General features: G+C 69.8%; 17 protein-coding genes. 7 read left to right on the top strand and 10 right to left on the bottom strand.

All coding sequences use genetic code 11. The features are described from left to right. Positions 1-643: 643 nt before the first annotated feature. The 5 genes from ilvC to AB0J16_RS16070 all read right to left on the bottom strand — a co-directional run bounded on the left by ilvC (position 644) and on the right by AB0J16_RS16070 (position 7,889). Positions 644-1,627 (bottom strand): ketol-acid reductoisomerase, encoded by a 984-nt coding sequence (ilvC, locus tag AB0J16_RS16090; protein ID WP_357950756.1) that lies wholly within the window; start codon positions 1,625-1,627, stop codon positions 644-646. Between the two features lie 22 nt (positions 1,628-1,649). Then, entirely contained in the window at positions 1,650-2,174 is a 525-nt protein-coding gene (ilvN, locus tag AB0J16_RS16085; protein ID WP_225292071.1) for an acetolactate synthase small subunit, read from the bottom strand. Beyond that, positions 2,171-3,907, bottom strand: coding sequence for an acetolactate synthase large subunit (locus AB0J16_RS16080; RefSeq protein ID WP_358539397.1), 1,737 nt, complete (start codon positions 3,905-3,907; stop codon positions 2,171-2,173). The genes ilvN and AB0J16_RS16080 overlap by 4 nt, the downstream gene beginning before the upstream one ends. Before the next feature lie 202 nt (positions 3,908-4,109). Then, entirely contained in the window at positions 4,110-6,743 is a 2,634-nt protein-coding gene (locus AB0J16_RS16075; RefSeq protein WP_358539394.1) for an EAL domain-containing protein, read from the bottom strand. Between the two features lie 237 nt (positions 6,744-6,980). Next, positions 6,981-7,889: a 2-hydroxyacid dehydrogenase gene (locus AB0J16_RS16070; RefSeq protein WP_358539391.1), complete on the bottom strand. Its 909-nt coding sequence runs from the start codon at positions 7,887-7,889 to the stop codon at positions 6,981-6,983. Positions 7,890-7,918: 29 nt separating this feature from the next. Here AB0J16_RS16070 and AB0J16_RS16065 point away from each other — a divergent pair, with 29 nt between their 5' ends. After that, complete coding sequence (locus AB0J16_RS16065) at positions 7,919-8,980, top strand: PQQ-dependent sugar dehydrogenase (protein WP_358539388.1); 1,062 nt, start codon at positions 7,919-7,921, stop codon at positions 8,978-8,980. A 5-nt stretch (positions 8,981-8,985) separates the two neighbouring features. Here the strand turns inward: AB0J16_RS16065 and AB0J16_RS16060 are convergent, their stop codons facing one another. From AB0J16_RS16060 to AB0J16_RS16050, 3 genes are all read right to left on the bottom strand, one after another. After that, on the bottom strand, positions 8,986-10,779 hold the full coding sequence (locus AB0J16_RS16060) for a VanW family protein (RefSeq protein ID WP_358539386.1): 1,794 nt from the start codon (positions 10,777-10,779) through the stop codon (positions 8,986-8,988). A 327-nt stretch (positions 10,780-11,106) separates the two neighbouring features. Then, the gene (locus AB0J16_RS16055) at positions 11,107-11,769 is read right to left on the bottom strand and encodes a response regulator (RefSeq protein WP_358539383.1); all 663 of its coding nucleotides are present in this window, start codon (positions 11,767-11,769) and stop codon (positions 11,107-11,109) included. Then, a complete protein-coding gene (locus AB0J16_RS16050) occupies positions 11,766-13,340 on the bottom strand; it encodes a sensor histidine kinase (RefSeq protein WP_358539380.1) in 1,575 nt (524 codons plus the stop codon). Before AB0J16_RS16050 ends, AB0J16_RS16055 begins: the two co-directional genes overlap by 4 nt. A gap of 211 nt (positions 13,341-13,551) precedes the next feature. On the opposite strand from AB0J16_RS16050, the gene AB0J16_RS16045 reads away from it, so the two are divergent. From AB0J16_RS16045 to AB0J16_RS16030, 4 genes are all read left to right on the top strand, one after another. Beyond that, positions 13,552-14,526: a tripartite tricarboxylate transporter substrate binding protein gene (locus tag AB0J16_RS16045; RefSeq protein ID WP_358539377.1), complete on the top strand. Its 975-nt coding sequence runs from the start codon at positions 13,552-13,554 to the stop codon at positions 14,524-14,526. Further along, positions 14,526-15,038, top strand: coding sequence for a tripartite tricarboxylate transporter TctB family protein (locus AB0J16_RS16040; protein WP_357950184.1), 513 nt, complete (start codon positions 14,526-14,528; stop codon positions 15,036-15,038). The genes AB0J16_RS16045 and AB0J16_RS16040 overlap by 1 nt, the downstream gene beginning before the upstream one ends. Further along, entirely contained in the window at positions 15,039-16,565 is a 1,527-nt protein-coding gene (locus AB0J16_RS16035; RefSeq protein ID WP_358539374.1) for a tripartite tricarboxylate transporter permease, read from the top strand. A 95-nt stretch (positions 16,566-16,660) separates the two neighbouring features. Beyond that, positions 16,661-17,110, top strand: coding sequence for a VOC family protein (locus AB0J16_RS16030; RefSeq protein ID WP_358539370.1), 450 nt, complete (start codon positions 16,661-16,663; stop codon positions 17,108-17,110). Positions 17,111-17,264: 154 nt separating this feature from the next. On the opposite strand, the gene AB0J16_RS16025 is transcribed toward AB0J16_RS16030, so the two are convergent. Together AB0J16_RS16025 and AB0J16_RS16020 are read right to left on the bottom strand one after the other, a co-directional pair. Next, positions 17,265-17,597: a hypothetical protein gene (locus AB0J16_RS16025; RefSeq protein ID WP_358539366.1), complete on the bottom strand. Its 333-nt coding sequence runs from the start codon at positions 17,595-17,597 to the stop codon at positions 17,265-17,267. A 135-nt stretch (positions 17,598-17,732) separates the two neighbouring features. Beyond that, complete coding sequence (locus tag AB0J16_RS16020; RefSeq protein ID WP_358539363.1) at positions 17,733-18,974, bottom strand: helix-turn-helix transcriptional regulator; 1,242 nt, start codon at positions 18,972-18,974, stop codon at positions 17,733-17,735. Positions 18,975-19,868: 894 nt separating this feature from the next. Here AB0J16_RS16020 and AB0J16_RS16015 point away from each other — a divergent pair. Next, positions 19,869-21,449: an IS200/IS605 family accessory protein TnpB-related protein gene (locus tag AB0J16_RS16015; RefSeq protein ID WP_358539361.1), complete on the top strand. Its 1,581-nt coding sequence runs from the start codon at positions 19,869-19,871 to the stop codon at positions 21,447-21,449. A 75-nt stretch (positions 21,450-21,524) separates the two neighbouring features. Then, positions 21,525-22,661 (top strand): hypothetical protein, encoded by a 1,137-nt coding sequence (locus AB0J16_RS16010; protein ID WP_358539356.1) that lies wholly within the window; start codon positions 21,525-21,527, stop codon positions 22,659-22,661. Positions 22,662-22,664 lie beyond the last annotated feature (3 nt).

Raw genomic sequence — 22,664 nt, 5'->3', positions numbered from 1 at the left:
ACGCGAAGAGCGTCGCAGAGAAGGCTTCCGTAACTCTTCTCAAGAACTTCCGGCAAAGCACAGGCCGAGCCACACACTCGTCCGCCTCACTGATGCGCGAAGGCCAAGCGCGCTTCCTGCTTGGCGTCGACCACGCCCGCCCTCCCGCTTCCGGCCGTGCTCGCTCAGCGCGGACGAGTGACGGAACATGAAAGAGACATGGCCATTAGGTGGTGAGGTTTTCTCAGGCTGGACCGCTACGCCATTCGGTCGGGCGCGCATCCATCCCTGTCGTTACTGCGGTTTCGTCGTTCCGATCATTGGCTGCGTTCCACCTATGGCCGTTGGCCGTCGCGTCCGGGTGGATGCGATGAACCCCTTTGGGGGTACCGGACTCGGTACGTGTCGCCCGACACACGCGAGGGACCTCATCGGCTCGGCCAGGATGGAAGCCCAAGCAGCCGCACCTCGCGACAGCGCGAGGGCGCAGCCCTCGCCTCGGGCAAACGCCCGAGCGTAGCGAGGACCACGCCCTTGTGGGGGGGGTGGGGGGCGCCGAGCCCCCCACAAAACACAGCCCGAGCCATTGGGCGAAGCCCCCAAAACGAGGACCTCGCCTGTAGCCCCAAAGAAAGCACAGCCCGAGCGTAGCGAGGCCGTTTGGTTATGCCTTGAGCCAGCTCATCATCGGGCGGAGCTTGGCGCCGGTCTTCTCGATCGGGTTCTCGGCCAGCTCCTCGCGGTGACGCGTGAACTCCTTCTGGCCGCCGTCGAACTCCTCCACCAGCTGCCGGGCGAACGTCCCGTCCTGGATCTCGCCCAGGATGCGGCGCATCTCGGCGCGGGTCTCGTCGGTGATGACGCGCGGGCCACGGGTGTAGCCGCCGTACTCCGCCGTGTCCGACACCGACCAGTACATCTTCGAGATGCCGCCCTCGTACATGAGGTCGACGATCAGCTTCATCTCGTGCAGGCACTCGAAGTAGGCCACCTCGGGCTGGTAGCCCGCCTCGATCAGCGTCTCGAACCCGGCCTTGATCAGCTCCGACACACCGCCGCACAGCACGGCCTGCTCACCGAACAGGTCGGTCTCGGTCTCCTCGGTGAACGTGGTGCGCAGCGCCCCGGCCCGGGTGCCACCGATGCCCTTGGCGTACGACAGAGCCAGATCCAGCGCCTTGCCCGAGGCGTCCTTCTCCACCGCCACCAGAACCGGCACCCCGCGCCCGGCCTCGAACTGGCGCCGCACCAGATGACCCGGACCCTTGGGGGCGACCATGCAGACGTCGACACCCTCGGGGGCCTCGATGAGGCCGTAGCGGATGTTCAGGCCGTGGCCGAAGAACAGCGCGTCACCCTCGACCAGGTTCGGCGCGACGTGCTCGGCGTACAGGTGACGCTGGATGTGGTCCGGCGCCAGGATCATCGTGAGGTTCGCCTCCTCGACCGCCTCCGAAGGCGTCAGGACACGCAGACCGTCGTTCTCGGCCTTCTCCCGGCTCTTGGAACCCTCCGGCAGGCCGACGCGCACGTCGACACCCGAGTCACGCAAGGAGAGCGCGTGGGCGTGGCCCTGGCTGCCGTACCCCAGCACGGCCACGTGACGCCCCTGGATGATCGAGAGGTCGGCCTGGTCGTCGTAGTAAATCTCGGTCACTTGCATAAACCTTTCAGGCGGTACGGTCCAGTGCCCTGAGGGACCGGTCGGTGATGGAACGGGCGCCGCGGCCGATGGCCACCATGCCCGATTGGACGAGCTCCTTGATCCCGAACGGTTCGAGCACCTTGACGAAGGCCTCGAGCTTGTCGGGAGTGCCGGTGACCTCGATGGTCACGGCGTCGGCCGCCACGTCGATGCAGCGGGCGCGGAAGAGCTGGACGAGCTCCAGCACGTGCGAGCGGCTGTCGGCGTCGGCCTTGACCTTGACCAGCATGAGCTCGCGCTGCACGGACTGGGTCGGGTCGAGCTCGACGATCTTGAGGACGTTCACCAGCTTGTTGAGCTGCTTGGTGACCTGCTCCAGCGGCAGCTCCTCGACGCTCACGACGATGGTCATGCGTGAGATGTCGTCGTGCTCGGTCTGCCCGACGGCCAGCGAGTCGATGTTGAAGCCACGCCTGCTGAACAGCGCGGACACGCGCGCGAGCACGCCCGGCTTGTTCTCGACAAGCACAGAAAGCGTATGCCTGCTCATTCTTCGCTCTCCCACTTCGGCGCCATGTCACGGGCGATCTTGATGCTGTCGTTGCTCGTGCCCGCCGCGACCATCGGCCAGACCATCGCGTCCTGGTGGACCACGAAGTCGACCACGACGGGCACGTCGTTGATCTCCATGGCCTTCTTGATGGTCTCGTCGACGTCTTCCGGCCGCTCGCAACGCAGACCGACACAACCGTATGCCTCCGCCAGCTTGACGAAGTCGGGGATGCGACGCGTCGACTGGAGGTTGGTGTTGGAGTAGCGCTGGTCGTAGAAGAGCGTCTGCCATTGGCGGACCATGCCGAGGTTACCGTTGTTGATGACCGCGACCTTGATCGGCACCCCCTCCAGGGCGCAGGTGGCGAGCTCCTGGTTGGTCATCTGGAAGCAGCCGTCTCCGTCGATGGCCCACACGGTGCTGTCCGGCTGCCCCATCTTGGCGCCCATCGCGGCCGGCACGGCGAACCCCATCGTGCCGAGGCCGCCGGAGTTGATGAACGTGCCGGGGTTCTCATAGTCGATGAACTGCGAGGCCCACATCTGGTGCTGCCCCACGCCCGCCACGTAGTAGGTGTCGGGCCCGGCGATGGCGCTGAGCCGCTCCATGACGTACTGGGGAGCCAGCGACCCGTCCTCGAACTCCTCGTAGCCGAGCGGGTAGGTCTCCTTCATGCCGTTGAGCAGCTTCCACCAGTCGGCGTAGTCGCCTTGCTGGCCACTGGCCTCGACAGCGGCGATCAGGTCGGTGATGACCTCCTTGCAGTCGCCCACGATCGGCACGTCCGCGTGGCGGTTCTTGGAGATCTCCGCCGGGTCGATGTCGGCGTGGACGACCTTCGCGTGCGGCGCGAACGTCGAGAGCTGGCCGGTCACCCGGTCGTCGAAGCGCACGCCCAGGCCGATGAGCAGGTCCGCCTTCTGCAGCGCGCCGACGGCCGTGACGCTGCCGTGCATGCCCGGCATGCCCATGTGCTGGGGATGGCTGTCGGGGAACGTCCCGCGCGCCATCAGCGTGGTGACGACCGGGATGTTGGCGAGCTCGGCCAGCCTGAGGAGTTCGGGCGAGGCGCCCGCCTTGTGCACGCCGCCGCCCACGTAGAGCACCGGACGCCTGGCCTCGGCGATCAGCTTCGCGGCCTCGCGGATCTGCTTGGAGTGCGGCCTGGTCACCGGCCGGTAGCCGGGCAGCTGCATGATCGGCGGCCAGCTGAAGGTGGTGTCGGCCTGCAGCGCGTCCTTGGAGATGTCGACCAGCACCGGACCGGGACGGCCCGTGGAGGCGATGTGGAAGGCCTCCATGATCGTGCGGGGGATGTCCAGCGGATCGGTGACCAGGAAGTTGTGCTTGGTGATCGGCATGGTGATGCCGGAGATGTCGGCTTCCTGGAAGGCGTCCGTGCCGATCGCCGCGCTGGCCACCTGGCCGGTGATCGCCACGATCGGCACCGAGTCCATGTAGGCGTCGGCGATGGGCGTGACCAGGTTCGTCGCACCCGGTCCGCTGGTCGCCATGCAGACCCCGACCCTGCCCGTGGCCTGCGCGTATCCCTCGGCCGCGTGGCCCGCGCCCTGCTCGTGCCGTACGAGCACGTGCCGGACCTTGGTCGAGTCGTACAGGGGATCGTAGGCGGGCAGGATGGCGCCGCCGGGGATCCCGAACACAGTGTCGACTCCCACGTGCTCCAGCGCCCTGACCAGGGCCTGTGCACCTGTCATCCGTTCGGTCATCGGCTCGTTCCTTGCGTGGCTACACCTTAAGGACATAAAAAATGCCCCATCCACCCGAGGGTGGGAGTGGGGCGGCGCGCAGGCTGTAGTGCTTCGCTATCGGCCTGCGCGCCGGCGAAGTACTACGAGGATCTCACTGCGAAGCATGGCCACACCTTAGCCCCTGTGGAGGCCCTGATGTCAACTTCTTGGGACAGATGTCTCAAACCGTGAGACTGGTCCTCATCAGCGAGTCCACGCCGCGAGCCGCCATCGGGCGCGCCACCAGGAAACCCTGGCCCCTGGTGCAGCCCATTTCCCGCAGGAGTTCGAGCTGCTCAGGGCGTTCGATGCCCTCGGCCACCACGATGAGACCCAGGTCGTGGCCGAGCCGGACGATCGTGCGGGTGAGCAGGGTCAGGGTTTCGTCACGGCCCAGCCCGGACACGAACGACGGATCGATCTTGATCATGTCGACCGGGAGCTGCCTGAGGAAGGCCAGCGAGGCGTAGCCGGTGCCGAAGTCGTCGATGGCCAGGCGTACGCCCAGAGCGCGCAGCTCGGACAGCCGCTTGACCGTCTCCTCGGCGTCCTCGACGAGCATCTCCTCGATCACCTCAAGGGTGAGGGCGGAGGCGGGCAGCCCGCTCTCGGCGAGCGCCTCCTCGACCGTCTCGACGAAGCGCGGCGCGGTGATCTGGCGGGCCGACAGGTTGAGCGACAGGCCGATGTCCCAGGAGGAGGCCCGCCAGGCGGCCACCTCGCGGCACGCCTCGTGCAGGATCCACTCGCCCAGCGGCACGATCAGGCCGGTGTCCTCGGCCGGGCCGAGGAACTGGTCCGGCGGGACGAACTCCGAGCCGCGCCACCACCGCACCAGCGCCTCCACCGCGGTCACCCGGGAGGTGGCCAGGTCGACGACCGGCTGGTATTCGATGGCGAACTGGTGCTCGATCAGCGCCCGCTGCAGGTCGGCCGCCAGCTCCAGCCTGCGCACCACGTCGGCGTGCATCTGCGCGGCGAACACCTCCACCCGGCGCCCGCCCAGCTCCTTGGCCCTGGCCATGGCCACGTCGGCGTTGCGGATGAGATCGCCGGAGGGCATGTCCTCCTCGACGAAGGCCACCCCCACGCTCGCGGTCAGCGCCACGTCGCGGTCGGCCACCCGGAACGGCTCCTGCGAGACCGCCCTGACCAACCGCTCGGCCAGGTCGACCGCCGGTTGCGCCTCACCGCCGGTCTCCAGCAGCACCGCGAACTCGTCGCCGCCCCACCGGGCGAGCGTGTCGTCGGGGCGTACGGCCCCGCGCAGCCTACGCGCGGCCTGCCCGAGCAGGTAGTCGCCGCTGGCATGGCCGACGGAGTCGTTGACCGAGGTGAACCCGTCGAGGTCGAGGAAGATCACCGCCACGTGGCCGGACATCCGGCCGGACAGCACCTCGCGCGTGCGCTCCTCGAAGTAGGAGCGGTTGGGCAGCCCGGTGACGCCGTCGTGGAAGGTCAGGTGGACGACCTGGTTGCGCAGGGCCTCCTCGTCGCTCACGTCCCGGGTGGTCACCAGCAGCTGGTCCTCACCGCCCACGTGGCGGGTGGCGACGGACTCGGTGGGCCGCCAGGTGCCGTCGGCCGCGCGCACGCGGCAGGCGATCAGGCAGGCGCCGGACGTGGCGCCCTCGTCGTCGAGGCCCATCGCGTTCAGCGCGGCCTGGATGCCGGGGACGTCTTCTGGGTGGATGTAGTCGAAGATCGACCCGCCGACGAGATCTTCGGGGCGGTAGCCGTAGGTGACCTGCATCCCGGCGCCGATCTCGTACATGAGGCCGTCGTAGTCGCAGATGAACACCACGTCGCCCGTGCTCTCGGCCAGCTCCCTGAGCTGCCGGTCGCCGAGCGAGACCTTCCTGCGCAGCCGGATGTTGGCGGCGGCGAGCACGAACAGGCGTACGACCAGCAGCAGGACCACCGAGGCGATGAGCACGACGACGCCGGTGACCGGTGTCTGCGGCTGGCCGCCCACCAGGTGCACCAGCAGCGTGCAGGTCGCGACCGCGACCAGCGCCATCGGCACCGTCGCGATCAGGTTGCCGATGCCGCTGCCACTCGCGCGGGTCTGCGGCTCGGCTGGGCGCGGCCCCCAGGGCACGGCGGCCAGGAGCAGGAACGCGACGGGCGCGATCATGATGCTCCACGTCGGCGGCACACCGCCGGTGAGGCGCGCGGTCGCGGCCGCCACCCCGGCGACCGAGGTGGTGGCGAGCACGCCGGTGCCCGCGAGGCCGAGCGGCCAGGCCGCGGTCCTGCTGGTGATCACGGAGGGGATCACGGCGCAGGTCACCAACAGCGCGATCATCGGTGGCAGCATGGCAAAGGTGAACATCGCCGGGTCGGCGGCCTCGGCGTAGACCTGCCGCAGCGCCACCACCCAGGCGATCACGAAGAGTGAGGCGGCGCACAGGTAGGCGCCGGTAACGTGGCGCAGCACCACGGTGGCGGGCAGCCTGCGCCGGGCCGCGATGAGGACGCCGCCCGCGGTGAGCACCACGCCGAGCAGCACGAGCAGGTCCGCGAAACTCACCGCGACGCTGGAGGTGTCGGCGATCGGACGCACCCCGACTCCGGCGGCCCAGATGATGGCGCCGCTGCCCATCCAGCGGGCGCCCATCGCGGTCGAGCGGTGCTCGTCCAGTTTGACCGAGGCGACGAGCAGGGAGATCGCGGCGAGCAGCGCCGCGAGGAGTCCGGAGATCGCGCCGGTGAGCAGAGCCGGGCCGCCCGCAAGGAGCGCAGCCGCGAACCCCGCCGCACCGAACGCCGCCGCGGCGGTCAGCGGTGCCCGTGGATCACGCCAGCGGATCACAGTCGTTAGCCCATCCCGTCTCGAACGCTGTCCAGTGATCGCCGAAGTCCGGTCGATCACATCGCCAGTGTGTGCGTTTGCGGGTGTGCGGGTGGTGACAACGGCGATGTCGTCACCGATCTGATAACCACACAGACCAATTGCCCCGAAGATTCACTTGACAGCGAGTCAGGAATCCTCAGTTAGAGGCAACCGTACGCACCGAAGGTCACGGGCCAGCCACGTTCCGGAATCCTCTCAATACGTGTCGGTGATGATGTTGTTCAGCTGCTCACCGGACAGGTAGCGGAGGAGCTGCGAGCGCATCAGGCGCAGCATGCGCCGCCCGGACGCGGGGGTGCTGCCCGCGATGTGCGGGGTGATCAACAAGCCGGGCGCGCTCCACAGGGGATGGCCCGCCGGCAGGGGTTCGGGGGCGGTCACGTCCAGGGCCGCCCGCAGCCGGCCGGTCTTCAGCTCCGCGACGAGGGCGTCGGTGTCGACGACGCCGCCGCGCGCCGCGTTGACCAGCACCGCGCCGTCCTTCATCCGGGCCAGGAACCCGGCGTCGACCATCCCGGCGGTCTCCGACGTGGCGGGCACGAGCAGCACCACGACGTCGGCGGCCGGGAGCAGCGCGGGCAACTCGTCGAGGGGGTGCACGCCGTCACGCGCGCTCCTGGCCACCCGGACGACCTCGACCTCGAAGCCGCCGAGCCGCCGCTCCAGCGCCGCGCCGATGGAGCCGTAGCCCACGATCAGCACGGTGGAATCGGCCAGTACGTCCGTGTGGTGGTAGGTCCACTCCCCCTGCCGCTGCGCGTCGACGAACCCCGGGAACTCCCGCAGCACCGCGATCATCGCGCCGACCGCCCACTCGGCGGTCCCGGCGTCGTGCACGCCGCGCGCGTTGCACAGCACCGCGCCGTCCGGCATGTGGGGCCGGTACGGTTCCACGCCCGCGCTCACGGTCTGTACGAGGCGCAGCGAGGTCATCGCGGCCAGCAGGCCCGGCACGTCCGGAACGGTGATCAGCGGCGGGATCCACACCTCCACCTGGCCTACGCCATCGGGAACCGGCCCCGTACCGTCATAAACGTCGCACTCCGCTCCGGGGAGATCGGTCAAAACCCCGGCAACGGCATCAGACGGGACCCAGATCTTCATGCCGAGAACCTTACGGCTAGGGAGGAAGTATGGAACACATGGGAAAGCTCATGACTCTGATGCTGCTCGCTGTGCTGACCGCCTGCTCCAGTGCCGGAGGGGCGGTGCCGGACGCGGCCGTCGCCGCCGCGCCGCCGCCCGGTGAGCCGAAGACGGTGGCGCGTGATCTGGCGGTGCCGTGGGGGATCGCCTTCGTCCCCGGCGGCGACGCGCTGGTGACCGAGCGCGACACGGCCAGGCTGCTGCGCGTGACGCCGACGGGCAAGGTCACCGAGGTGGGCCGCATCGCCGGGGTCACCCCGGACGGCGAGGGCGGGCTGATGGGCGTGGCGGTCAAGGGGGATCAGGTCTTCGTCTACTTCACCGCCGCCGACGACAACCGGATCGTCCGCTACCGCTTCACCGGCGACACCGTGTCCGACCCGAAGGTCATCCTGCGCGGCATCCCCAAGGGCGCCATCCACAACGGCGGCCGGCTGGCGTTCGGGCCCGACGGCTTCCTGTACGCCACCACGGGCGAGACGGGCGACCGGCGGCTCGCCCAGCGGCGTGACTCCCTCGGCGGCAAGATCCTGCGCATGACGGTGGACGGCGCCCCAGCGCCCGGCAACCCGTTCGGCACGCTCGTCTACAGCCTGGGCCACCGCAACGTCCAGGGCCTGGCCTGGGACCCGGCGGGCCGGTTGTACGCCTCGGAGTTCGGCCAGAACGCCTTCGACGAGGTCAACCTCATCAAGCCGGCCGCCAACTACGGCTGGCCCGAGGTGGAGGGCAAGGGCGACGACCCGAGGTTCGTCAACCCGATCATCACCTGGCCCACGTCGGAGGCCTCACCGTCCGGCGCGGCATACGCGGCGGGCTCCCTCTGGGTGGCCGCGCTGCGCGGGGAGCGCCTGTGGCAGATCCCGCTCAGTCAGGACGGCTCGGCCGACACGCCGGTCGCGCACTTCACCGACACGTACGGCCGGCTCCGCGGCCTGGCCACGGCCCCCGACGGCACGCTGTGGCTGTCCACCAGCAACAAGGACGGCCGGGGCGACCCCAGGGACGGCGACGACCGCATCCTGTCCGTGAACCCAAGCCGCTCCTAGCCGCGCTAGTTACCGGCGACGCACGTGGTCTGCGCCTGCGGCCGGTACTTGGTGGTCAGCTTCTTGTCCCGCTTGAGTTCCTTGCCGTCCTTGATGAACACGCGGGTCACGTCGATCGTGAAGCCCTGCTCGCCGACCGTGGCCATGCACCCGGGGGCGGAGCTGGTCTCGCGGCGGAACGGGGTGAAGTCCCGCTTCTCCGACTCGACCGCGTCGATCTTGTCGTACCGCTTGGTGCTCCACAGCTGCACGGAGACGGAGGTCCCGGTCGACGCCGTCTTGATCAGCACGCCGAAGTCGGAGTCGTTGCGCCACTTGAGGTCCAGGTCCGGGTACAGCAGGGCGGCGTCGCGACCGGCCGGGTAGCGGGCGGCGTGGTAGTCCATCGGCGTGTGGGAGACGTCATCGAACCCGCCGAAGAAGGCCGCGTTGTACATCGTGGTGGCGAACTGCGAGACACCGCCGCCCACGATGGGCACCATCCGGCCGCCGACGATCTGCCCCGCCTGGACGTAGCCGCCCTCGACGGTGCGCTCGCCCACGGCCTCGTTGAGCGAGAACGTCTCCCCCGGCTTCACCAGGTAGCCGTCGACCTGGGCGGCCATCCGCTGGATGTTCGTCACGCGGGGCAGGCAGCAGTCGAAGGTCGTGGTGAACTCGGCGATGTTCGTCTTGATGCCGAGCCCCGTCACCTCTTCGGTGGTCACCTTCGGCGGGACCACCGACAGGGTCACGGGGATGATCCGCGCGCCGTTGCCGCTGACCACCTTGGCCACGTCGCGGGCCAGCTGCTTGGCGTCGATCCCCCTGCCGCGGTGGGCGGGGACCAGCACCGGCTTGCCGTTGACGATCTGGTAGGTGGCGTCCTGCGGCGCCTGCGCCGCGTCGACGAGCTTGCTCTCCACCGAGGAGAGCGCCGCCGCGGCGTTGAACTGCGGGGTCAGCCCGCCGTCGTCGTCGGAGACGAAGGTCAGGTTGGCGGCGATCACGGCCGGGAGTAGCTGGGCCTGCTTGGCGCCGAGCTTCAGCGTGAGGGGCGCGGCGACCGCCCGCTTGGCGGCGGCCTCGGCCTGCTTGAGGGCGGTCGGCGTGGTGTCGGGCTTGGCGGGCCTGAGCGTGAGGACGGCGGAGTCGCGGCCGCGCAGGAAGGCGTCGGTGATCACCCGGACGGCGTCGGGCCGGTCGATCACCACACCGTCGCGCGGCTCCGACGAGACCGGCTGCCCGTTCTTGAAGGCCACCCGGCCGTCGCGCGGCTTCTTGTCGTAGGTCTCCGCCAGGCCCTCGACGGTCCTGGCCAGCTGGGAGGAGTCGATGGTCATCTTCGGCTGGAGCTCGGTGGTGCCGGTCAGCCCCTTCCAGACCTCGACCGGGCCGGGGAAGCCACTGGGCGCCTGCCCGATCGTGCTCACCACGTCAAGCTCCAGGCCGGCCTCGTCGGCCTGGATGGTCTCCTTGCGCCCGGCGATGTCGACGACGACGGGCTTGTTCATCTTGGCCGCGAGCTCGGTGCGGAGCTTGTCCGCCGCCTGCGTCACGGTGAGCCCGCCGATGTCCACACCGGCCACGCGCGTGCCCCGCAGTACGGACCCCGACATGAGTACGGCCGGTACCAGGTACGCCAGCACCGCCAGGATCACCACGAGCAGCACCAACGCGGGCAGAAGGCGACGGCGGCGGGGCGGCTCCGGGTCGATGAAGGCGGGCAGCCGCTCAGAGCCGGAAACACCGAACACGGGGGCGGGCGGTTCCTGCCAGCGCCCCTCGTTCACCGGCCACGGCTGGGGCGGAGGCGCCACCGGCGGCAGGGCGCCGCTGCCGTTCGGGCCATTCTGGGCGTTCTGCCCGTTGGAGCCGTTCGCAACGCTCGGAGTCGCCGGCCGGGGTTCCGGCTGACCGGGCGGCCCGAAGATGTCACGGGAAACTCCCGGGGGCAAGCCCTCGACCCGTGGCTTCTTGCTACCGCCTGACATGGGCAGAGGCACTGAAGCGAAAGGGTCGGTCGGCGATTCGATCGGTCCGGCGTTACGCACGCCTCAATCTCCTCCCGCTCCGCAGCCACATTCTCAGGCAACAGTAAGGCACGCGCATTGGGATATGTCACGAGAAATGACTACGGAAGTGTGTCAACCTAGCCACCGGTAGCGATGTTCGGGGCGTCCGGCCATACCGTACCGGGGCCTGAGTTCGGCATGCCCGGCGACGCAGAGGTATTCGAGGTAACGGCGGGCGCTGACGCGGGACAGTCCCGCGAGCGAGGCGGCCTCGGCCGCCGACAGGTCGCGGCCGCAGGTCCGGAGCGTGTCGGCGACCAGCGCGCACGTCGCCGACGACAGGCCCTTGGGCAGCGGCGCCGCGACGGGCTGCGTGCCGAAGAGCCGGTCGACGTCGTCCTGGCGGGCCTCCGCGCCGATGGCGGTGAGCTGCTTGCGGGTGTCGACGTACTGCTGGAGCCGCTCGGTCAGCGCGGCGGCGGTGAACGGCTTGATCAAATAGTTGACCGCGCCGCCGCGCATCGCCTCCTTGACCGTGGACACGTCGCGGGCGGCGCTGATCATGAGGACGTCCACGTCCTGCAGCGCCTTGAGCACCTCAAGTCCCGACATGTCCGGTAGATAGATGTCGAGCAGGACGAGGTCGGGCCGGAGCTCGGCGGCCATGGCGAGCGCGGCGGCCCCCGTGTGCGCGGCGGCCACCACCCGGAAGCCGGGCACCCGCGCCACGTAGCCGCTGTGGATGCGCGCCACCATGAAGTCGTCGTCCACGACCAGCACCCGGATCTCGCTCATCGCACCCGCTCGCGAACCGGGGCCGGCAGCAGGGCGGTGAACACCGCGCCGTCCGCGTTGCCCACCTTCACCCAGCCGCCCCTGCGCAGGCACGCCTGCCGGGTCAGCGCCAGGCCGAGCCCACGTGGCCCCGAATGGGCGGCCTTGGTGGTGAACCCCTCCCTGAAAACCTCTTCGACCAGATCCGCAGCGATACCGGGACCGGAGTCCCCGACCCGGACGTGCAGCCCGTCGGCGTCGGTCAGCACCGACACCTCGATCGTGCCCGTGGCCCCGTCGAGCGCGTCGATCGCGTTGGCCACCAGGTTGCCGACCACCAGGACCGCGTCCTGCGGATCGCCCAGCGCGCCCTGCTCCACGGCGGAGTCCTCGGACAGGACCAGCAGGACGCCGCGCTCGGCCGCCTCCGCCGACTTGGCCAGCAGCAGCGCGGCCAGCGTCGGGCACTGGACGCGCTCGCGCAGGTCGGTGATGTACGTGCCGCGGGTGGTGCTGGTGATGAAACCGATCGCGGCCTCGTGCTCGCCCAGTTCGAGCAGGCCGACGACGGTGTGCATGCGGTTGGCGAACTCGTGCGCCTGCGCCCTGAGCGCCCCGGTGGCACTGCTGGTGTCGTCCAGCTCGCGGGCCAGCCGGACCAGCTCGGTGCGATCCCTGAGGGTGACCACCCAGCCGCGGTGCTGGCCGCGTACGGAGACCGGTGTGCGGTTGAGTACCAGCACCCGCTCGCCGTGCAGCACGATCCGGTCCTCCCCCGGGTCGGCGCCGCCGAGCACGTCGCGCATCCGCTCGGAGACCGGCATCTGGGTGAGGTCCTCGCCCACCTCGCCGAGCAGTTCGCGGGCGGAGTCGTTGACGAGCGTCACCCGGCCCGCGAGGTCGAGCGCGAGCACGCCCTCCTTGACTCCGTGCAACACGCCCTCGCGCTGCTCCAGCAGCGCGGCGATCTCACGCGGCTCCAGGCCGAACGTCTGGCGGCGCACCCGCGCGGTGATCAGCGCCGCGGCCGCGAGCCCGGCCAGCAGGACGGCCAGCGCGGTCCATATCAGCGGCGGCAGCGCGCCCGCCAGCTGGCCGGTGACCGTGGTCTGGAGCACGCCGACGGAGACCAGGCCGATGACGTCGCCGTACTCGTCGAAGATCGGCGCCTTGCCCCTGACCGTGGTGCCGATCGTGCCGGTTTCGGTGCCGACCCAGCTCTTGCCGGTGTTCAGCACCGTGGTGCCGTCGGTGGACAGCCGCTTGCCGATCAGCGCGGCGTTGGGGTGGGCGTACCGCGTCTGCTCGCGGTTGGCGATGACCACATAATCGGCGCCGGTCGACTGCTGCACGCTCAGCGCGAGCGGCTGCAGCACATTTTGCGGATCCTTGACATTGAACGCGGCCCGGACCTGAGGCAGGCCCGCCACGGATTGGGCGATCGCCAGCGCTCGCTGCTGGTGCAGCGAGTCCAGTTGCGCGCGCGTGTGCTCGGCCCACACGCCTCCGGTGCCTCCGACGGCTAGCAGCACGATGACCATTTGGAGCACGAACAGCTGGGTTCCGAGGGAGGCGTCACGTACCCGTCTCACCGCACTATCGAAACATGCCGAGGTCACAGGGGGGTTGCAAGGGGGTGCGAGGGGGGTTGCCAGGCGGTGCGAGGGGGGTTGCCAGGCGATGCGAGGGGGGTTGCGACCAATACGACCTATATGACGGCTATCGTGAAAAGGGTCGACTCCATCGGCAGCGGACTTCACCATCCAGTATTCCGTAACGTGAAATCCCCCCTTTGGAGTGATCATGCGTCTCCGCATACTCGCCGCCGTCGCGGCGCTCTCCGTCGCCGCGGTGTCCGGCTGCGGCGCCGGCTCTGGTTCTGAGGGCGGCGGCACGAGCGCGCTGCGCATCATGGCTCCCGCCTCACCTGGCGGCGGCTGGGACCAGACCTCCCGTACGGCCGAGCAGGCGCTCAAGTCCGTCGACCCGAAGCGCAAGGTCGAGGTGTTCAACGTGCCCGGCGCGGGCGGCACCATCGGCCTGGCCCAGCTGGCGGGCGAGAAGGGCAACGGCAACCTGCTGATGACCATGGGCCTGGTCATGGTGGGCGCCATCGAGCAGAACAAGTCCAAGGTCACCCTGGCCCAGACGACGCCGATCGCCAAGCTGACCGAGGAGTACGAGATCATCGTGGTCCCGGCGGCCTCCCCGTTCAAGTCGGTGGCCGACCTGGTCGCCGCCTGGAAGGCCGACCCGAAGAAGGTGTCCATCTCGGGCGGCTCGGCCGGCGGCACCGACCACATCGCGGCCGGGCTGATGGCCAAGGCCGCGGGCGTGGACCCGAAGCAGGTCAACTACATCGCCCACTCGGGCGGCGGCGAGGCCCTGAACGAGCTGCTCGGCAACAAGGTGAGCGCCGGCATCTCGGGCGTCAGTGAGTTCGCCGAGCACGTGAAGTCCGGCAAGCTGCGCGCGCTGGCCGTGACCTCGGCCCAGCGGCTGCCCGACCTCGACGCGCCCACGCTCAAGGAGGCCGGGCTGAACGTGGAGCTGACCAACTGGCGCGGCTTCGTGGCGCCCGGCGGGCTCGACGAGGCGGCCAAGAAGTCGCTGACCGACCAGGTGACCAAGATGCACGACTCGCAGGTGTGGAAGGACGCGGTGGCCAAGAACGGCTGGATCGACTCCTTCCAGACCGGTCAGCAGTTCGCCGACTACCTCAACGCCGAGCAGACCAAGGTCAAGGCCATCATCGCCGAGCTGGGTGTCGTCTCCTGATGTCCGCTGACAACACTGGCCAGAAGCAGCGCTGGCGGTGGCGGCCCGAGCTGGGGTTGGCCGTCATCGTGCTGGCGCTCGGCGTGTTCGTCGTGCTCGGGACGCTCGACGTGTCCGCCGCCGCCTCGCAGCTCGGCATCGGGCCGCGCTTCTTCCCGATGCTGGTGGGCTGCTCCATGATCGCCATCGGCCTGTTCTACGTGGCCGACGTGCTCAGGGGCGGCAGCGGCGACCCCGAGGAGAGCGAGGACGTCGACGTGGACGCCCCCGCCGACTGGCGCAGCGTCGGGCTGGTGAGCGGGATCTTCCTGGCGTTCACCGCGGTGCTGAACGTGCTCGGCTGGATCATCGCCGCGAGCCTGCTGTTCTTCGGGCTCTCGGTGGTGCTCGGCGCTGAGCACAAGCTGCGCGCGGCGGGCGTCGGGGTGGTCCTGGGGATCGCCACGTACCTGCTGTTCGTCAAGGGCCTGGGCGTGTCGCTGCCGGGTGGGCTGCTGCGGGGGGTGATCTAGGTGGATTCGTTCCAGCTGCTGCTCGACGGGTTCGCCGGGGCGCTGACGCCGATCAACCTCATGTACGCGCTCATCGGCGTCACCCTCGGCACCCTCGTCGGCGTACTGCCCGGCATCGGGCCCGCCATGACCGTGGCTCTGCTCCTGCCGATCACCTTCACCGTGCCGCCGACCAGCGCGTTCATCATGTTCGCCGGGATCTACTACGGCGGCATGTACGGCGGCTCGACCACCTCCATCCTGCTCAACACCCCCGGCGAGTCGTCCTCGATGATCACCGCGCTGGAGGGCAACAAGATGGCCCGGCGCGGCCGGGCGGCGCAGGCGCTGGCCACGGCGGCCATCGGCTCGTTCGTGGCGGGCACGATCGCGACCGCGCTGCTGGTCGTGGCGGCCCCCGCCGTGGTGAGCTTCGCCATCTCCTTCGGGCCTGAGGACTACTTCGCGCTGGCCATCCTGGCCTTCACCGCCGTGTCGTCGGTGCTGTCGCGTTCGGTCGTGCGCGGGCTGGCCTCTCTCGGATTCGGCCTGGTGATCGGCCTGATCGGCATCGACCAGCAGACCGGCCAGGCCCGGCTCACGCTCGGCCTGGACCAGCTGCTCGACGGCGTGGACGTGGTGGTCGTGGCCGTCGGGCTGTTCGCGCTGGGCGAGGCGCTGTACGTGGCCTCACGGCTGCGCCATTCGCTGCCCGAAGTCGTACCGGTCGGGCGGGCCTGGATGGGACGTACCGACTGGCGCCGCTCGTGGCTGCCCTGGCTGCGCGGCACCGCGTTCGGCTTCCCGTTCGGCGCGCTGCCCGGCGGCGGCGCCGAGATCCCGACCTTCCTGTCGTACGCGGCAGAAAAGCGACTGGCGCGCGGCGTGGCCAAGGAGGAGTTCGGCAAGGGCGCCATCGAAGGCGTCGCCGGCCCCGAGGCCGCCAACAACGCCTCGGCCGCCGGGACCCTGGTGCCGCTGCTGACACTGGGCCTGCCCACGTCCGCCACGGCCGCGATCCTGCTGGCCGCCTTCCAGCAGTACGGCCTGCAGCCCGGGCCGCAGCTGTTCGACCACAACCCGGCCCTGGTGTGGGGCATGATCGCGTCGCTGTTCATCGGCAACACGATGCTCCTCGTGCTGAACCTGCCGCTGGCGCCGCTGTGGGCGCGTGTGCTGCGCATCCCCCGGCCGTACCTGTACGCGGGGATCGTGCTGTTCGCCGCGCTCGGCGTGTACGCGCTGAACGGCTCGGTGGTGGACCTGGTCGTGCTCTTCCTGCTGGGCCTGCTGGGGTACGCGATGCGGCGCTTCGGCCTGCCGGTCGCCCCGGCGGTGATCGGCCTGATCCTGGGACCGATGGCGGAGATCCAACTGCGCCGGGCATTGGCCATCGGCGCGGGCGACGTGACCACGCTGGTGCGCAGTCCCATCGCGGTGATCCTGCTGCTGCTCGCCCTGGCCGCGCTGACCGCACCGCTGTTCAGGAAGCTGATGGAACGGCACCACGTCGAACCGGCGACGCCCGCGTCCCGGGAGGAGGACTAGGCGGCGGTCCTGTGGGTTTTCCTCCGGGGCTCCACCGGTCTGTCCGAACCGGTGGAGCCCCGTTTATGTCGTACCGGCCGGGCATCATGGCAGGCATGGCCGTGAAGATACAGGTGTCGTTCGACTGCGCCGACCCCGACAAGCTGGCCCGGTTCTGGGCCGAGGCGCTGCACTACCGGCTGGAAGAGCCCCCGCAGGGCTTCGCCACCTGGCAGGACTACTGGCGCGCCCGAGGGCTGCCCGAGGAGGAGCTGACGGGCGACGGCGGCTACGACTCGGTCATCGATCCGGCCGGGGTGGGCCCACGGCTGTGGTTCCAGAAGGTCCCCGAGGGCAAGGTGGTCAAGAACCGCCTCCACCTGGACCTGTCTGTCACCTCCGGGGATCGGCCGGTGGAGGTCCGCCGGGCCCAGCTCGACGCGGAGGCCGAGCGGCTGGTCGGGCTGGGGGCGACGCTGTCGAAGGTGCTCGTGGTGGAGGGCCTGCCCGACTACTACGCGATCACCCTGCTCGACCCAGAGGGCAACGAGTTCTGCATCAGCTAGGACCGCAACACATGCGGTGGAATGCGGGCTCCGGCTGGTGGAGGGTGGCCCCGCGCCGTCCCTCCGGCCGCAGACATCGGGACTGCAAGCCAACGAGTCACGGGGCCACCAACCCGGCCCGCCACGACGGGGGCGACGCGGCGGGCCGGGCAGTTCATGTGCCGAACATGTTGTGTGCTCGGCAGTTGTGCACGAGAGCCGACTGCCAAGCCAGCGTTGCCGCGAGCGCAATCGCATCCGGCTGCCGGACGCACTGCACCACCCCCGCCGCCACCATTTCGACGGTGACCGCCTTGCGCAGCTCGGCTGTCCACCACATCTGGCCCGACACAGAGCGCCCGAAGTCGATCTCCCACCCGGGGTAGGTGCTGCACAGCACCGAAAGCTGACGGCCTCTCAAGTCCAGCAGGACCGCCGCCTGCGCCATTACCTCTCGGGCGCTCTCGCTGGTGGTGCGAAGGAGGGCGAGTAGCTCGTCGTCGGTCATTGCTCCTCCGACCAACCCGCCCTTATCGACTATCGGACTGCGGACTTCCGTCATGCACGCACCGTATGCGCGCCAACACCGAGCAGCGGTGCCGTCCGCACCCGTCGCCGCAGGGGTGCGCTCCGCACCCCTGATCTACAGGGGCAGTCCGAGCTCCTGGGCGAAGCCGCGGGCCCGACGCTCGATCAGCGGGCCACCCTGATCGACCGCGTCGGAGGCCATCAGCCGGCCGGTCGGGCTGAAGTGCACCGAGTCGTGGGAAATGGCGTACGCCTGTTGCAGCCAGTCGAGCATGGACGACCAGTCGCGCCGCTGGTGGTAGGTGCGGGCGATCTCGACGTGGAGCCGGGCCCGCCGCTCCCGAGAGGGGATGCTGTCAGGGTCGATCCGCTCGGCGCGGTCCTTCGCGCTGGCCGACTTGGTCAGGTCAGCGCCGATCGACACCGCGTGCAAGGCGACGTTCGAGCCGCCGAATTGGGTCCACGAATGGTGGTAGCCGGTGGGCAGACGGCGAGCGACGGCCTCGGCCTCGTCCCAGAACCGCCAGGCGTCGCCCTCCCTGCCCGCGCGGGCCGCCGTGGTGGCGGCGTGCAGTTGCATCGCACCGTACAGGGCGCGAAGTTCTTCGTCGCCGTCGTCGAGCCGGTCGCGAAGCAGACCGGCCGCGTCGAGGGCAAGCGTGAGGGCGGCGTCGGTGTCGCCTCCCGAGCGTTGCACGATGGCGTACGTCCAGGCGGCTCCGGCCAGCGCGGCGGGCTGGTCGGCCTCCTGGGCGGCGGCCATGGCCCGGTCGGCGACAACCCAGATCAGCTCTGGCTCGCTGGCCCACACGATGACGTGCTGTACGAGCGCCCACAGGTCAGCGAGCACGGCGTGAGCGTCGCGTCGTTCCTGGCCGCTCGTCTGGCGGGTGGAGGCGCGCACGTCGCGGATGAGGGAGGGCAGGACGCGGCCGACGTCGGTTCGGTGGGTGCGGGAGGTGTGCCAGAGCTGCCAGGCGTCGGCCGTGCGCTGGCGCAGCGCTGCGACCTGTTGCGGCTGCTCGGCGATCGTGAGCATGGGAGCCCGGATGGCCTCGCGGATGGCAGGCACCGCTTCGTGCGGTATCCGGGCGAACGCGCTGATTGGGATGGTGGTGTTCCCGCCGAGGTCCATGTCGCTTCCGGCAAGGACGGCGACGTCGCCCACGGCGAGCACTTCGGCGAGGCGGATGAGCACAGGCAGGCGGGGCGGCAGTCGTCGGCCGGACTCGATCCCTTTCAGCCACTCGGCGGAGTAGCCGACGAGCCCGGCCAGTACTGACCGGCTCATCCCTTTGCGTTCCCGGATCGTCTGGATCCGCTCGCCTGTGGGTTTCCCTTCGAGGTCGTCGAGCATCAGGGCTACTCTCGATTCGTTCCGTATCCACTGCCAGGCTACGCCTGAGGGCTGTGGCCAGGGCGGGGAACGTGCGCACCGCCGGTCGTGCAAACTCCTGCGGGGGTTGACGCTCCAACTCCTGCCCATCACGAAGGCGCGCTACTGGGGGATCAACACCCAAGGCACAGGGTCGGACGTGCTGCGCCTCACCTCGCCGAGCAGGGGCATGCGTCGGCTGACGATCCGGCACAGCGGCGAATCTAACTTCATCGTCTGGGCGCTCGACAACCGCGGTGACCAGCCGGTAGCTAGGACTCCGTTCTGGGTGTCCGGCCGTACCGTACCGGGGCCTGAGTTCGGCGTGCCCGGCGACGCACAGGTATTCGGGGTAACGACTCGATGGCCTCCGGGCCGCGGTGCACAGCAAGCGCGCGGCTGGGGCCAAGCAGGTGGAGCCCTTCCCGCCAGCCGCCGGCAAGGTGGCCAACATGGACTACTGGTGGGAAGACCAGATCCTGGCGTGGGCTCAACGAACCGGGCGCACAGCGGACTCGGCCAGGTAGTACGGCAACACCTCGCGTTTTCCACGTTTCTCGTTGTGCTTCGATCTTCGTGTGAACATGACGATGGGTATGCACGAGGTGGGTCCGCTCACATGTTCGACCCGGCAGTTAAACTTCTGGTAGCGTAACGGTCACTGTCAGTGAAGATCCGGAGTGGGTTGCGGGGTGATCCGGGTGTATCGGTGGAGTGATGGCGTGGATGTGCCGACCTCGTGGTGCGGTCGCCACCGTGGTCACCGTTGTGGTCGCCGGCTGGTGGGTTTGTTGGCTTGTTTGGCGCTTGGGGCGGGGCATGGCTGAGCGGTTGCGGCCGATTCGGGCATCGTTTGTGGCTGCGGGGCCGTGCGGGGTGGCTGTCCGTGACCGGCTCAAGGGTTTGACGGCGCGCGATGAGCAGGTGTTGCGCCGGGTGGGTGCGCATCTGGGTGTGCTGGCGTCGCGGGATCTGGCGGTGCGTTGTCGTGCGGGGCTGGAGCATTCCGCTCAGGCGTGGGCGGACCGCAAGCGGGAGCTGACGCTTGAGTCGTCGTCACGCTGGGCGGGGGCGATCACCAAGGCCTCCCATGATCAGTGGGCGCTGGCCCGCCGCTGCCAGGCGGCCCACATCCTCTCGCTCGAGGCGGGCATCACAGCGATCGCGCACCGGCTGGCTCAGCCGATCGGCGCCAAAGGCTCCAAGAAGGTGCCGGGCGGCTACCGCAGCAGGCAGGAGTGGCACGCCAAGAAGCGCCGCTTGCACGTGCTGAGCGACCGACTGGAGCGGGAACGGACCGACTACGAGGCCGGGCGGGTGCGAGTGGTTCGGGGTGGCACGCGGCTGGCCCGCGCCCGTCACCACCTAGCCGCCGCCCAGCTCAGCGAAGAACAGTGGCGGGAGCGGTGGCAGGCCGAGCGGTGGTTCCTGCAGGCCGATGGCGAGGCGGGCAAGCGCTACGGCAACGAAACCATCCGCCTCACCCCCGACGGCCAGGTAAGCATCAAGCTCCCGGCGCCGCTGGCTCATCTGGCCAACGCCGCCCACGGCCGCTACGTCCTGTCGGCGCGGGTGCGTTTCGCGCACCGCGGCCAGGAGTGGGCCGACCGCATCGACGCCGACCGGGCCGTCGCCTACCGCATCCACCTGGACATCCAGCCGGGCGTGGCCCGTAGCCGACGAGACAGCGGCCGCTGGTATCTGACCGCCTCCTGGCAGCATCAAACGACCGCGATCATCCCACTGCGGGCGGCGCTGGCCAGCGGGGTGATCGGAGTGGATACCAACGCCGATCACCTGGCCGCCTGGCGGCTGGACGTGCACGGCAATCCGATCGGCAACCCACGTCACTTCGGCTACGACCTGACCGGCACCGCCGGGCACCGCGACGCTCAGGTCCGGCACGCCCTGACCCGTCTGCTGCACTGGGCCCGGAAGTGCGGGTTGCGCGCCATCGCGGTGGAAGACCTCGACTTCGCCGCAGAGAAGACCCGCGAGAAACACGGCCGCAACAAGCGGTTCCGGCGGCTCATCTCCGGCATGCCGACCGGCAAGCTGAAAGCCCGCCTCACCTCCATGGCCCAGGCGGCCGGTATCAGCGTCATCGCAGTGGATCCCGCCTACACCTCCCGGTGGGGAGCCCAGCACTGGCAGCACCCCCTGACCAACCCCAAGCGCCCAACCAGCCGCCACGACGCCGCCGCCGTGGCCATCGCACGACGCGCCCAGCAGCACCCGATCCGGCGACGGACGACACCGCCCCCGCACGACCAGAGCGATCGTATGGGGCATCGGACCGTCCAGGCCGAACCGTGTGCCGCCGGGCGTGAGGAAACCCGCCACCGCACACCGGACCACGCACACGATGCGCCGGGCCCGGATACGGCCAGAACGCGGGCAACCAGCGCGCCCAACACCGTTCGGGGCGCGCCAGTGCAACTCATGTTCACTGGTTAGGAACGGTCTCATGGCCGATCTCGCTCCAATCGGCTCGCCGACGCCAGACAACAGCGCGGGTGGTCTCAGGAGACCTTGGCCGCACTGCTACGCGGCAAAGGACTGGGCACCACCCGCAAGACCGTCACCGCAACAGAGACATGGGATCAGCAAGGCACGGTCAACGCACTCGACGACGTCGCGAAAGGGGCGCTCGTGGATCGCCGAGAGTTCCTCATCCTCACCGGGGCCGAACTGCTGCTCCCCGTCTACGAATGGCGGATCAACCCCGAGCCCTGGATCGCCGCTCAGCAACGCGGTCGCCACGTCGGCGCCGCCCTCGTCGCCGAGCTTCAACAGCTCATCGCCGCCCGTCGGCGGATGGACGATGAGCACGGCGGAGCGGTGCTGCTCGACGCGCTGCACGCCGACTTCCGGTTCGTCACCGAGCTGCTGAAGAACGGCACCTACTCGGCGGACGTCGGCCGTGGCCTGTACGGCACGACCGCGGAGATAGCCCGCCTCGCCGGGTGGGCCGCGTTCGACTCGGGCCAGCATGCCGCCGCCCAGGCGTACTACCTCGCCGCGCTCCGCTCCGCGTCTGCGATCGGTGACCGGGCACTCGGCGTGAACATCGTCGGATTCATGGGCATCCAGGCGTACGCGACCGGACGCCTCACCGACGCGACCAAGCTCATGGACACCGCCGCGGCGGAGGCGGCCCGGATTCCGGAGGTCGTGCAGGCGATGACCTGGGCCCGGGTCGGCCGGGCGTACGCGAAGATCGACGACCCGGTGACCGCGCGGGCCGCGCTCACCCGGGCCGATGCCTTGCTCAACCGCGCGGTGCCGGGGGACTCCCCACCGTGGGCGTACTGGCTGGACGAGGCGCGTATCACGGCGCAGCTCGGCAGCGCGCTGTACGACCTGGGGGACTACGCGGGCAGCGAGCGCGAGCTGGTCGCCGCGGCCACCTCATGCGGGGATCGCTACCCGCGCGACCGGGCGACATGGCTCGGCCGGGTGGCCACGGCCCAACTTCGACGCGGGCGGATGGATGAAGGGTGCGCGACCGCGCGGACCGTGGTCGACCTGCTCGCGGACCAGGCGGACACCGACCGTGGCATGGGGCTGCTCCGGACGTTCCGCGCGGAGCTGGCCGCACGCGGACCCTCGACAACCGCCCGGGAGTTCGGCGACTACGCCGCCCGTCGTCTCGCTCCCGCTTCGTAGCTT

Source organism: Nonomuraea sp. NPDC049750, from assembly GCF_040659625.1.
In the GTDB taxonomy this organism is placed as follows: Bacteria; Actinomycetota; Actinomycetes; order Streptosporangiales; family Streptosporangiaceae; genus Nonomuraea.
The sequence above is the reverse complement of the archived record's forward strand: the minus strand, read 5'-3'. Positions and strand labels throughout refer to the sequence as shown.